At 42.4% G+C, this 14,123-nt stretch carries 8 protein-coding genes; 3 read left to right on the top strand and 5 right to left on the bottom strand.

Annotated features, from left to right (window positions below):
- The first annotated feature begins 46 nt into the window (after positions 1-46).
- Positions 47-2,281, top strand: a complete 2,235-nt coding sequence (locus tag AC0L6H_RS07710; RefSeq protein WP_473393577.1) for an ATPase, T2SS/T4P/T4SS family — start codon at positions 47-49, stop codon at positions 2,279-2,281.
- A gap of 174 nt (positions 2,282-2,455) precedes the next feature.
- On the top strand, positions 2,456-4,678 hold the full coding sequence (locus AC0L6H_RS07705; protein ID WP_473393575.1) for a GspE/PulE family protein: 2,223 nt from the start codon (positions 2,456-2,458) through the stop codon (positions 4,676-4,678).
- A gap of 9 nt (positions 4,679-4,687) precedes the next feature.
- Here the strand turns inward: AC0L6H_RS07705 and AC0L6H_RS07700 are convergent, their stop codons facing one another.
- Both AC0L6H_RS07700 and AC0L6H_RS07695 read right to left on the bottom strand, forming a co-directional pair.
- Positions 4,688-5,944, bottom strand: coding sequence for a helix-turn-helix domain-containing protein (locus AC0L6H_RS07700; protein ID WP_473393574.1), 1,257 nt, complete (start codon positions 5,942-5,944; stop codon positions 4,688-4,690).
- A gap of 168 nt (positions 5,945-6,112) precedes the next feature.
- Positions 6,113-6,709: an HAD family hydrolase gene (locus AC0L6H_RS07695; protein WP_473393572.1), complete on the bottom strand. Its 597-nt coding sequence runs from the start codon at positions 6,707-6,709 to the stop codon at positions 6,113-6,115.
- Positions 6,710-6,924: 215 nt separating this feature from the next.
- Between AC0L6H_RS07695 and AC0L6H_RS07690 the strand changes: the two genes are divergently transcribed.
- Positions 6,925-7,209: a YebG family protein gene (locus AC0L6H_RS07690; RefSeq protein WP_473393571.1), complete on the top strand. Its 285-nt coding sequence runs from the start codon at positions 6,925-6,927 to the stop codon at positions 7,207-7,209.
- 7 nt (positions 7,210-7,216) lie between these two features.
- Here the strand turns inward: AC0L6H_RS07690 and tldD are convergent, their stop codons facing one another.
- The 3 genes from tldD to rng all read right to left on the bottom strand — a co-directional run bounded on the left by tldD (position 7,217) and on the right by rng (position 14,122).
- Entirely contained in the window at positions 7,217-8,662 is a 1,446-nt protein-coding gene (tldD, locus tag AC0L6H_RS07685; protein ID WP_473393570.1) for a metalloprotease TldD, read from the bottom strand.
- Positions 8,663-8,765: 103 nt separating this feature from the next.
- Positions 8,766-12,656: a YhdP family protein gene (locus tag AC0L6H_RS07680; protein WP_473393569.1), complete on the bottom strand. Its 3,891-nt coding sequence runs from the start codon at positions 12,654-12,656 to the stop codon at positions 8,766-8,768.
- On the bottom strand, positions 12,656-14,122 hold the full coding sequence (gene rng / locus AC0L6H_RS07675; protein ID WP_473393568.1) for a ribonuclease G: 1,467 nt from the start codon (positions 14,120-14,122) through the stop codon (positions 12,656-12,658). Before rng ends, AC0L6H_RS07680 begins: the two co-directional genes overlap by 1 nt.
- Between the last annotated feature and the right edge of the window lies 1 nt (position 14,123).

The raw sequence follows: 14,123 nt of genomic DNA, 5'->3' as shown, positions 1-14,123 counted from the left end.
CCCGTCAAAAATAATTCATCAGGGCCTCTCACATTAGGAAATATGAATGACTTCGTTTACTGGTCAATTGCGTCCCAATATACTGCATACAATACATAGCATTTTAGAACAACATGTTAGCCTTGATGAAGCATTTGAACATATCGAACCGCTTATTTTAAGGGCCTTCAACGCGAAACGACTTTCTATATTTCAGCGTCGTACTCATCACCGTGATTTAGTCTCAAGGTACAAAACGGGCTCAGAAACCCGCGAATTAAAAGTCGCTATTAATACGCAGTCTATCGCCGGTTATGTCGCGATGGCGCAACAAGCCGTTGCAGTTACCAATCCCTACGATGAAGATGCACTCAAGGCGATTAACAGTAAGCTTCGATTTGATAAGAAATATGACCGTTTAACGCGGTTCAAAACCAAGAGCATTTTGTGCGTACCCATGAAGTGCAATGGTGTGTTACTAGGCGTAGTACAAATCGTCAATAAAGAAGATGGTGACTTTAATGACGTTGATATCACACTGGCATTTAAACTTGCGAGATTATTTGGAAGTTACTATAAATTTGAATTTGGCGGCACAGTAAGGCCCTTCGATTATCTGGTACACAAAGGTTTACTCGACGCCAAAATACTCGACAATTTGACGCATAATTCTAGCGTCAAACATTTAGCTTATTTACTGCATACTGAACACCAGATTGCTGAAAGTGATTTATGCGAAGCTCTCTCGGTGTATTACCAAGTCCCCTTTATTGACTTTGCACCTGCCGAGTTTCATATATCGAATAGCGACTCAAAGCTAAATATTTCTTATTTAAAGCGCAACACGGTAGCCATCTTAAGAGACATTAGAGAACAAGCCGTCGTCGTCATGTTTGAACCCAATAACACAGCACTTTTAATGGAAATTGAAAGCGCTTTAGGAGATGACAATTACCAACTTGCCTTTAGCTTACCGTCAAAAATATTACAATATTTAGGTGAAACCAAATCCCGTTCTCATTCGAGTGAGTTTGACGAAATTATCGGTGAAATCGACAGCATTTCGGTAAAAGAAGAAGTTCGTAAAGAAGATGTCGTAGAAGATGCGCCAGCAATTGTAAGATTGGTCGCAAGTATTTTATCAGAAGCCAAACGTATGAATGCATCAGATATTCATATTGATCCTGAACCCGACAGTCCAACACTCGTTAGAATGAGGGTTGATGGCGAAGTACGAGACATCAACCAAGTCCCACGCTCACAACATAATGCGATTATTGCACGCATTAAGATTATGGCCGGACTAAATATAGCGGAAAAACGCATCCCCCAAGACGGCAAATTAATGTTCGATTCTGGCGGTCAAACCATCGACGTTCGTGTTGCGACCATTCCGACGGTAGAGGGTGAAGGCATAGTAATGCGCTTGTTGGCTGGCAGTGATGTTATGCCAATTGATAAAATAAATTTATCACCTCGCAATTTACAAATGCTCAAATCGCTAGTCACCATGCCTCATGGCATCTTATTGGTGGTTGGCCCAACTGGTTCGGGAAAAACAACGACCTTGCACGCCATTTTGGGACACTTAAACACTCCTAATAAAAAGATTTGGACGGCAGAAGATCCCGTCGAGATTACGCAATATCGCTTGCAACAAGTACAAATTAATCCAAAAGTGGGTTTTACCTTTGCCAAAGCCTTAAGAGCCTTTTTACGCGCCGATCCTGATGTAATACTGATTGGCGAGATGCGTGATAAAGAAACGGCTAGTGCGGGTATTGAAGCTTCCTTAACCGGACATTTAGTGTTATCGACCTTACACACAAACTCTGCCCCTGAAACGATTGGGCGCCTCCTCGATCTAGGCATGGATCCGGTCAACTTCTCTGATGCTTGTGTAGGAATTTTAGCCCAACGATTGGTACGCGTACTATGCGAAAAATGCAAGGTAAAATATACTGCTGAAGCCTCTGAGCATGCTTTTCTACAGCGTCAATATGGTAAGGATTTCTACGCCGAACTGAATGTCAACGAAGACCTTCAACTATATAAAGCTGTCGGTTGCTTTGAATGTAACGACACCGGCTACAAAGGCAGAACAGGTGTACATGAATTACTCCCAATGACGCCAAAGATTCGTAGTTTAGTGTATAAAGAATCATCAATTGCAGATATAAAAGCGCAAGCCATGGAAGATGGTATGCGCACGCTTACGCAAGATGTTTTGATAAAAGTACTCAATGGCGAAACAGATATCCCGCAAGCACAAATTATTAGTGGTTCAGGCATGTGGTACTAAAGGACACACAATCTCAAAAACGGACCTTTGGCCAGCACAAGTGACGCTGCACATTATGTAATAATAGTAATCACAAACAGTATAAAGAAAAATGCTTAAGTAGCCGATAACCGCTTATAGGTCCATAGTCCGTAGGCCTTCGTTTTATTTAGTATTGAGGAAATTCGCCCGTTTATGTTCAACAGTACGCAACACGCTGCCATGCTTCAAAACTTGCAAGATCAGCTAAATCAGCTGCCAAGTTTAATGGCGGCTTATCAACAGATAGAACCACTAATCTTACAAGCTTTTAGTGCTAAACGGATGTCTTTATTTCAACGCAGATTGCAACATCAAGATCTCGTTGCTCGCTTTAAAACAGGGAAGGAAACTCGCGAAATAAAAGTATCGATTAGTCCGCAATCTATTGCCGGTTATGTGGCAATGGCGCAGCAAGCACTAATCATCAACGACCCCTATGACGATCAACAACTCAAAGCGATTCATTATAGACTGCGCTTTGACAAGAAGTTCGACCAATCAAGTCAATTTAAAACCGACAATATTCTCTGTATTCCTGTAATGAACGCAGGCGTTTTAATGGGCGTAATGCAAGTCATAAATACGAGCAATCCGGGCGGCTATGATGAGAACGACTTATTATTAGCGCAAGAAATTTCGGACATGCTTGGCGACAAATTTAGATATGAATTAGGAGGGACGACTAATCCGTTTGATTACCTAGTTCACAAAAATTTAGTCAGTGATAAAGTCATCCAAGAAATAACTCACGACGCTACCATGAAGCAAACTGTTCAGAGACTCATTTCTGAACACCGTATAGCTGAGCATGAAATAGGTAACGCAATTAGCGTGCACTATCAAGTGCCGTTCATTGCGTATTTGCCAGATAAATACCATTTATATCAAAACGACGCGAAACTCAATCTTTCCTATTTGAAACGAAACCACGTAGCGGTTGTTGCTGATGTGCGTGAAAATCCAATCGTACTAATGGCCGAGCCCAACAACGCCTCTTTATTAATGGAAATTGAAAGTGCACTGGGCATCGAAAGTTATGAAATAGCCGTTGGTTTACCTAATCATATCTTACAATATTTAGGTGAAAACAGTGCCGGTGCCGGGCCCGGAGAAATGGACGAAATTCTCGATGAAATAGGGACATCGGGAGAGGATGATGACGAACAGCACGATGATCTAGCAGAAGATGCGCCGGCGGTTGTACGCTTAGTAAGTAGAGTATTGCATGATGCCAAAAAACTTAACGCTTCTGATATTCATATCGACCCTGAAAAAGGTGCACCAACACGCGTGCGCATGCGAGTCGATGGTGTTGTAAGAGACATAACACAAGTGCCAGCATCACATCACAATGCGGTCATCGCCCGTATCAAAATTATGTCGAGTTTAAATATTGCCGAGAAACGAGTGCCTCAAGATGGCAAGTTAGCTTTTAAAATGTCAGGGCAAGCGGTTGAAGTGCGTGTCGCAACAATACCCACAGTGGCGGGCGAAGGCGTGGTTATGCGTATTTTGGCGGCTGGTGGTGCGATGCCAATTGAAAAGATGAATCTATCTACACGCAATATAGATATGCTTGAGCAAATGATTAAGAAGCCGCACGGAATTTTACTGGTTGTTGGCCCAACAGGTTCGGGCAAAACAACGACCCTACACGCAATTTTAGGCTACTTAAATACCCCTGACAAAAAGATATGGACGGCGGAAGATCCGGTTGAGATAACTCAGCCAGGTTTGCAACAAGTACAAGTCAGCCCCAAAATAGGGTTTACGTTTGCCAACGCCCTTCGTGCATTTTTGCGTGCTGACCCCGACATTATTCTAATTGGTGAAATGCGTGACAAAGAAACGGCACACGCGGGCATTGAAGCCTCTCTTACTGGACACTTAGTACTCTCTACACTACACACTAACTCAGCGCCTGAGACCATAAGCCGTTTGCTCGATTTGGGCTTAGATCCAGTCAACTTTTCTGACGCTTGTGTGGGTATACTAGCACAAAGATTAATCAGAACGCTTTGCCCTAACTGCAAAGAAGAATATATAGCCCCTGAAAAAGAAATTAGCTTTTTACGCCGTCAATATGGCGAAGAACATTTTAGCGAGCTTGGTATCGACAATACACTGCGATTGTATCAAAAGAAAGGTTGCGATGAGTGCGGTGACAGCGGATACCGCGGACGTACCGGCGTACACGAATTACTGACCATGACCAACGACTTGCGCGCCTTAGTATATAAAGAAGCATCAGCAAACGCGATGAAAGAGCAAGCATTGAAAGATGGTATGCGAACATTGACCCAAGATGCGGTGTTGAAAGTGTTAAAAGGAGATACCGATATCTCTCAAATACAAATATTAAGTGGGCACAGCTAGGTTGTCGTTTTAACGCCAACTGCACAGATACCCTCTGTCTTGCAATGTTTTTGATAATAGTGAAGGTGCAAAACCAAACTCAGCTCTAAAACACTGGGTAAAATAAGAGGCAGAGCTAAAACCGGTATCGAAAGCCACATAAGTAATTTGTTCGCCTTGCATCAACTTATCGCGGGCCTTTTGTAATCTAAACTTTCTGAGTGCTTCGACAAAGCTCATTTTATAATGCTTACGGACTCTTCTGGCGAATGTTTTCTCGCTCATCAACATTATCTCTGCCGCTTTTGGCCGTTTGAAAGTCTCATCGTGATAGTGCTTTTCTAAAAGCTTAGTAAATTGATAGCTAAATTTTTGAGATAATAAGTGCTCAGACTGTGTTTTCTCGTGTTGGCGCAAATAATAATTTGTAATGCATTCTTCTATCGCTAAGGCCTCTGGAGAAAGCATCTCGTGTTCAGCCGAAAGGATATTAGCGGGGCGAGTTTCACGAGCGCCTTTATTAAATGAATGGGTAGTTTTCGCTTCACTGCACAGGCCGTTCGCACCTGCATTCACAGGGAGTTTCAATATTATTTTAGTTAAAAACTGTCTTGCACTGCGTATGGTAAAGCCACCCTGCATCTGGCGCAGGTGAGATTGAATGCTAAATAAATTAGTTGGGCCATCAAGCTGTGAGTAGACCGTATCTATGAGCGGGCTAAACTCGCCAGCCGCTTTAAGCAATTTGTCAGTAATGTTACTTGATATTCCGTGGCCATTGTCTGATACAGCAACAAGAAAATAGTCTTCTTCGAGATATACCGTTACCTCTATCTGCAAGTCATCCCTGCGCCTATTGTGCTTGAATGCATTACCGAGTAGTTCTGACATTGCGTTATCTAGCCATATTGGGCACACATTAACGCTAGGCTTTGCTTCATCACCTATATGATTTATGTAATCAATCTGTACTTTGCCTAGTGCTGTCCCCGAAACAAAGTTAGCGATATTTTTCTCGATAATAGCTAATGCAAAGCATTGCGAACTTTTATGCAAATAATGTGGGCTTAGACCCTGTGCAGGGAGCGCTACATTTTTGCTTATTTTCTTAAGAGAACGGGAGTTTGGAGGGGCGTTGTAATAAGGGTTTGTGTTCAGCGCTTTAGAATAAAGCTTTGACGATGCCAACAGGCGTATGATCAAGCTAATCAAAACAGATAAGAAAATCAACATTAGCACCATGTCGATAATGACAGCTTCTTGTGATAAAGCGAGGACAAACTCCATACAACATCCTTTTACTACTACTTATTTGCTAAGAAGCAAGACAAGCTCGTTGGCTAAATACTCACATGCTACTTCTTAAGCTCGCTCTATTTAATGTATACAATTTGTCCAATGACTACAATCAAAAAACGGCCCATGTATTGTTAAATTTAGGCCACTATCTGTGCATTAGCCGCTATTTGAGGAGAATTTATTTGCATCAGGCGGGATTAAGGTAAGATTGTGGGCGAAAGAAGCTGTATCTGTGTTTTCCTTTTGTTTATATAACCATGCCTGCATATTTCCATTGTGGGCAGCCTGAATGTCATAAATATAATCGCCGATATAGGCTATCTCCTTGGTTTCTATTTGCCACTGCTTGGCGATGGTGAGCAAGGCTGTTGGGTCTGGTTTTGCTGGCGCGTCGTCTCGTGTTAGCACCAGATCAATTGGAATTTGATTTTTTTGGATTTTGACATCTGTTGCTTGTTTACAATTTCGAGTCACAATCGCCAAAGGCAATGCTAGAGCACTCGCTTGTTGCACAAAATCTTGCGCCCCAGGCAGCCAAGTGGATGTTTGCGCATCTTCCAATTCATGCTTAAGTACTGTTTCTGTCGCTTGTGCTTGCTGTATTGGGCAATTTATCCGATTGATGAAAGACAAAATGTCGTCATCAGAGCGACAACCAATTTCTTGTTTAAGACGAACGAAGTTGAGTTTTGTTTTCACCAAGGTGTCATCTAAATCAAAAATAATGCCTTTTACTTTTGCAAAATTAAACACACTTTTTATCCTTATATTTCAACGATTATGCTAGGCCACCAAAGAAAACTGTTTATTTATACAGTGCAAAACGGTATATTATTTTGCACACTACGCGGCATGTGTGGAAGCAATATACGCAGTGATTCTGTATTTGCATTTATTTAAACACGCAACTGGCGAATAAAGACCATGATTTATGGTAATTTTTAACTCATCAACCATCGGAGTGAAATATGGCAGTCATTACTCAATATGTAGTGCAACATAAGGGAGTCGAAAAATTGGTCACCACTGACAAAAAAGAAGCCGATCAATACGATAAAATGCTAGAAGTCGCTGATAACCTGTGCACCTATATTCAAGCAAAAGGGGTTGTGCTAAGCGAAGACCTTGCTGAAGAGCTAGGCATTTTACTGGCTAAAAATAAAGATTCTGTTGGCAAGTTACTAAAGGGCAGCTCAGCCGAGACGCTATTAGAAAAAGAAAATGCTGACGTAATCGAATTAAAGAAAGCGTAGGGAAGGCTTAGGCCGTCCCTCCTACTGTCATTTCATCTATTTTCAATGTTGGCTGACCTACGCCGACAGGAACTGACTGCCCGTCTTTTCCACAAACGCCAACGCCCGCATCTAATGACATGTCATTTCCTATCATAGAAATTTTTTGCATTGATTCAGGACCATTGCCAATTAAGGTTGCTCCTTTAATAGCTTGGGTAATTTTACCCTCTTCAATCATGTATGCTTCTGAGGTAGAAAAAACAAATTTACCCGAGGTGATGTCTACTTGACCGCCGCCAAAGTTAGGCGCGTAAATCCCTTTTTTAACCGAACTAATAATTTCTTCAGGACTATGTTCACCGCCAAGCATGTAGGTATTCGTCATTCGTGGCATAGGTAAATGCGCATAAGACTCTCTGCGTCCATTGCCTGTTGGTTTAACGCCCATTAGCCCAGCGTTATGCTTGTCTTGCATGTAGCCGGTGAGTATGCCATCTTCAATCAAGACGTTTCTTTGCGTGGGTGTACCTTCATCATCAATCGAAAGAGAACCGCGCCTATTATCTAAGGTACCATCGTCGATGACTGTCACCCCTTTTGAAGCAACTTGTTGGCCCATACGGCCGCTGAATGTTGATGCTCCTTTACGATTGAAGTCGCCTTCTAAACCATGGCCAACAGCTTCATGTAGCAATACGCCAGGCCAACCACTGCCTAGTACGACAGGCATCGCGCCTGCTGGCGCTGGAACAGCAGATAAGTTTACACGCGCCATGTGAATTGCCTGATCTGCTATTTGTTCATAGCGAAGTTGACCGTCTTCTAAACTTTGTTCAAAAAAGTCATAGGTTCTGCGTCCTCCTGCACCCGAACCACCGCGCTCTCGTTTACCGTCTTTTTCAAGTAATACAGAACAATTCAAACGAATTAGGGGGCGAATATCTGTCGCAAATGTACCATCGCTGGCCGCAACCAGCACTTCTTCGTATACACCGGTTAGACTTATACTAATCTGAGTCGCTTCAGGGGCTTGCTTACGCACATAAGTGTCAACGCGTTTTAATAAATCAACCTTTTCAGCGTCAGGCATATTGAGCAAGGGATTGCTGCTTGTATATAGGGCCTTAGCAGATGAATTCTTAAAGCCTTTCACCGCCACTTTAGCACCCTGTTTGGCAATACTGCGCGACGCTTTACAGGCATCCTCTAAGGCAGCTAAACTAATTTCATCCGAATAGGCAAAGCCAGTTTGCTCACCAGTAATAGCGCGTACACCAACTCCTTTTTCAATATTGTAACTACCATCTTTAATTATTCCATCTTCAAAGACCCAACTTTCATGCTGTGATAATTGGAAATATAAATCCGCATAATCAATTTTATAATCAAGGATAAGATCGAGCAACTGTGTTACGTTTTGTTGGTCTAGCCCCGATTGGGTCAATAAGTTGTCTACAACATTAGGATTCAAATCAATTTCTCTCTTATTAATGCATTGGTTATTTTTCGCCAACAGCGCGACGACATTACTTCAATATCTCGACTTTTATGATTGCTAGCATATCAGTTTGCGCCTAGGACACACCATCTTTTACTTCAATTTCAATTAGGTCTTCTTCTGTTGGTGGAACAAAAGGAGGCAATTCTTCCTCAGGCAGGCTTTCTCTACTAGCGGGTAAGTCGACCTCGGTGCTTTCTCTGCCGGTCTCGATAAGAATGGGGTCTTTAATGGTGCCGGTTACAGAATAGTTTATATTCGATATTACTTTAGCTGAAGTTAGCACTTGGTCTATTGCCAAAGCAGCCAGTGCCGTGGGTGGGCTAACTAAAAAATAGACAAGGACGGGAAGGTTGCCCGTTACATTAGGTGTGAAGCTGACATTATAATTTAGTTTTTGATTAACAAGGTCAGTGTTACCGTAAATCTCTATTTCTCCGGCTGCGCCGTCAATTAGGGTATCACGAGTATCTGCTATGCCTTGTGCAATCTGCACTGACCCTTTCATGTTGTCATAAAAGAATCCTTTAGCAAATACATCTCTGAAATCGAGTGATAACTTTCTGACCAAAGAACTCAAACTCAACAAAGTAAAAATACGAGAGCCCTTATCACTAACTTCAGCTAAGTAACCATCACTTAGTTGCCAATCAATGGCGCCGTTTAAGTGTTCAAGGTCTATATCCATTGGTGAATTTAGCCAGTCAAGTTGGAAGGTTAAATTAGCTGAAGAATCTTTGATTCCAGAATCAAAGCCTAATTGACTAATGAATTCACCAAAATCATTACTATTTAGATCCCCTGCAATGAAGGTGTAGTGATCGTCGTTTCTTTTGTACCACTGGCCAGACGAATTGACGTTACCAAATTCATTGTTTATCATCAATTGGCTAATCTTCAAACCATCATTATTTGGCTCAGCTTCTAGCTCTACACGTCCTAGATTAATGCCTCCAATGTCACAAGCTTTACAGGTAAAGTTTATACGCGGAAACGACTTTGGATCAATGTCATCGCTGTCGTAAAGCGTTTTAGGCTCTAAAGCGCTAATACTATTTTCTTTCGTGATCCTGACATATTCCGCGTCTATCACAAGTCCTTTGCTAAACCATTGGTCAAACAAAGAAACATTTCCTCGTAGTTCGTTTGCGTCAATATCAAAGCTCCACTGGTCCGTTAATCGCTTCACCGTTACATCAACATCATTAAAGGTTTGGCCGGCAACTTCCAGTTTTTGAGTATCAATAAATATTCGCTGAGGCAAGCCGATTAAAGGCGTTTTTGAGCTGCCGAGTTCAGACGTAATCGCTTTTATAAATGGGTACCAGGTATCTACGTGCAGTTTTTCAAAGTTACCACTGATACTAAAACCAAGACCTCTACTTTCAAGCTCTGTAGGCCCTACGGCTAGGTGTGCACGATTGAACTGTTTTTCTTTATGCGCCAATGCGCCGTCAAATTTAAGCACTTCTCCAAGGGATAAATCAATACTTGATGCAACGCGGCTGCCGCGAGCATTTATCATCAAGGGAAGCGCCTGCGTGCCGAACTTCGCTAATGGTTGAGGAAGTTGAGCGCTCACCCCTAATAGATTACTTCGTAGAGTTGCGACGTAAGTAAAGTCTTTGGCCATCAAATCTAACGCAAGGTCAAATTCCCAGGCTGTACTACCTTCAAAATAATCAGCAAAGTCACTGCCGATTTGTTGAGCTAAAGGGCGGACTTCCCAATCTCCTAGTAAGCTTGCCTTGAGAGCATATTTATCATCGCTTTTCTCACCATTTAGGCGGACATCGATGTCCTGTCCTAAGAAAGAAGCCTGCATATCAGTTATTGCAATTGTTTCGTTCTCAAAACGTAGCATACCCTTGGCATTATTAAAGGCAATATTTAGCGCTGGAATGGCGACCTTGTTGTCATCAAAATAAACGTCACCTTCTACTCTAGGTTTTGTGCCGTCAACTAGTGGTATAAACAAACTAAGCTGCGTGCTTAAGTCGCCGTCTACAACAACATCATTGTTGAGAAGCTGTCCTAAGCTGTTGGCAAGTGAACTTTGTAACATTAAGCTGGTAATATCATTGCTTGTTGCTGCGCCATCAGCGGTAATAGTGAGCAACGCATTCGCTTTAAGTTCTGGAATTTCAGCATATAAATTGCTCAGTGCGACCTTATCGAGAAAACTACCGGGGCTTTTCATTCGCAAACTTTGATTTTCAAAAAATAGGTCAATATCAAGTTGGCTTAAGGCTGGCCAGCCCTTTGAGAAAGAGAAATCTGCTTGCGTCACAGAAACATTACTCTGAAAAATCCCTGAGTTGTCAGCAAAGGGGTAAGCATTTAAGGGGCCATGCCACATTACATTGGCACTAGTGACCTTGCCAGCTCCCATAAATGCATTGGTCAAAAAGCGTTTAGTGCCTTGCCCAACAAGATGCTTCGGCAGCAAGCTTGGTACTTTAGCTGCTTCAAACTCATCAATGTCCACAACAAGTGATAGAAATGCGTTTTTTGGCGCATATTCAGTGTCTAGACCAATGAGTAAACCATCAATATCTGCACTAGCCTCGCGCACAGTGACCAATGGCCCCCTTTGGTCTTGACCATCAATATCAAACTCAATGGGCAAATATAATTTGTCAAAAGCCATTGAGCGAGAAAAATAATACTGTGAATGTAACCTTGTGTTTTCGGCACTGAGCACTACTTTGCCGCGCTTATCTTGTAAATAAACTAGCGCATGTAAGCCATCAATGCCCACGACTTCATTGTGTTCCTGCCAAGCAATATCTTCAATCTTCGCTTGCAAAGTAAAGCCACTAGAATCCAGTTTTGCTTGTAAGCCTTGTAGTGTTGCATCAGCGTTAATTAACGCTAAGGTGTCAGCGACAGAAAGTGAAACTAGACCGCTATACGCGAGTAAAGGTTTAAGAGATGTCACCTCAGGTAAGGAAATCACGAACCCTAGCTTGGGCGCAAAATAGCCATTTACATTACTCACTATAGCGGAGTCTTGAATATCGACTTTCAAATTAGCAACAGAAAAATCCCACTGCTCAGGCCCTTTTATGGCGGCAAACTTAGCGCTTACCGTATTACTAATGCTAGACTCTTCGGTGCGCCACTCAAAGGTACTAGGCAATACTTGCCCGTCAATTCGTTTTAGCTCACCATTTTCGATCTTAGTCCATACTTCAACATTCCCCTTGCTCGAGGCAAGTTGGCTTTGCAAACCAGTATATTCGTTAATCCACGGTGAAAGGTTTATATCTTGCGCTCGTGCAAATAGGGTTCCGCTATAGCTAGCCACCGTGCCATATAAATCGAGAATGAAACTGGCACTGTTGTCAGAAAAATCTTCAAGTACAAACTCCCCTACTCCTTGGTGACGTTTGTCTTTATTCAGCCAAGAAAGCTTTGTAATATCAATGACTTTGTTAGTTTCTTGCGTAATCAAGGTCAATCGACTGTCTGATACGATAAAGTTGCTGAGCTGCTCCAAAAACACATTCTCAAGTGCATCCACAATCGGGAAGTCAGCACTAGTGCTTTCGAAACGCGTGGTATCAATAGATAAGGCTAATCCATTTAGCTTCACTTGATTGCTATGCAATTTGAGATCAACCATCGACGGCCAAAAATCGACTTCTAGAAAGACTTCACCGATGTTCAAAGAAACCGGAGATTGAGGACCGTTCTTGACGCTTAAATTTCGTAGCACGATGGCAGGACCTTGGCTTTGCCAACTCGCAGACAGCTCGCCTATTTTTACGTCAACCGCATAATTGTCGGCAATATAGTTCTCGACATATTCTTTATGGTCATTAAGAAAGGGAAGTGAGTAACGCAGCAAACTCATAAATAGAGCGACCACCACTAGGACTATGGCAAACAATGTCCACAACTTTTTGACCACAAAACTGGTCGCCCTACCTAAGGTGCTAGTACTCTTTGCCGTCGATGTCATTACATCATTACTACGTCAAACTTATCTTGATGATAAAGCGGCTCGGTGAGTACTTTGATAGGTTTCCTAACAAAAGCTTCTAATTCTGCCAAAATATGTGACTCTTCTCCTAATAATGCATCAGCAACTATAGCCGAGGCATATATGACAAATTTGTCGGCACTGTAGGCCTTGTTTACTCGAACGATTTCTCGAGTAATCTCAAAACAAATGGTTTCGACTGTTTTAACACTGCCTCTACCTTGACAAGCGGGGCATTCGCCACAGAGTAAGTGCTCAAGTGATTCTCGGGTACGTTTGCGCGTCATTTCTATTAGCCCAAGCGAGGTGAAGCCATAAATATTTGACTTGGCTCTGTCTTTGGCCATACCTGATTCTAACGAGTGTAAGACACGCTTTTTATGGTCAGGTTCCATCATATCGATAAAATCGATGAGGATCATGCCACCTAAATTACGTAATCTTAACTGCCTAGCGATGGCCGATGTCGCCTCTATATTGGTATTGAAGATAGTCTCTTCTAGGTTGCGGTGGCCCACAAAGGCACCTGTATTGATATCGATTGTCGTCATCGCTTCGGTCTGGTCGATAATCAGGTAGCCTCCTGATTTCAAATCGACTCGCCGCCCTAATGCACGTTGTAGTTCGTTCTCAACATCGTACAAATCAAATATGGGTAAATCACCTTGATAGTATTCGAGTGTGCTCGACAACTCTGGCACATATTCTTCTGTAAAGGATTTAAGCTCTTTGTAAGTTAAATTTGAGTCAATCCTCACGCGGTCAATTTGCGTGCCTACAAAATCACGCAAAACACGCCTTGCTACTGGCAAGTCTTCATACAAGACATGAATTTTACTACCGGGTTTGCGTGATTGGATCTTATCCCATAAACGCCGCAAAAAAGTCGCATCTTGAATTAGCTCTTGCTCGTTAACACCTTCTGCGGCAGTGCGTAAAATAAAACCACCGTTTTCATCACACACCTGCGAAACAATGTTTTTTAGCCTTTCTCGTTCAGCGTTATCTTCTATTTTTTGCGAAATACCCACATGCGTTACCGAAGGCATAAAAACAAGGTATCTAGACGGTAAGGTAATATCGGTAGTGAGCCTTGCACCCTTGGTACCAATTGGGTCTTTCACAACCTGTACAATAATTGCTTGGCCTTCTCGGACAAGTTCACGGATGTCTTTTCGTTCAATTTGAGAGGTGTTTACTTCTTCAGCAAGCTCTTCGTATACAGCAATATCGGAAGCGTGTAAAAACGCGGCTTTGTCTAAGCCAATGTCAACAAATGCGGCCTGCATACCTGGTAACACTCTAATCACTTTCGCTTTATAGATATTACCGACCAGTCCTTTTTTGGTGTGACGTTCTATGTGGATTTCTTGCAATATACCATTTTCGATTAAGGCCACACGCGACTCAGACGGGGTAACATTAATTAATAACTCTGCGCTCATG

Source organism: Glaciecola sp. G7-5 (assembly GCF_055808975.1).
This window is presented reverse-complemented; position numbering and strand designations above follow the sequence as displayed.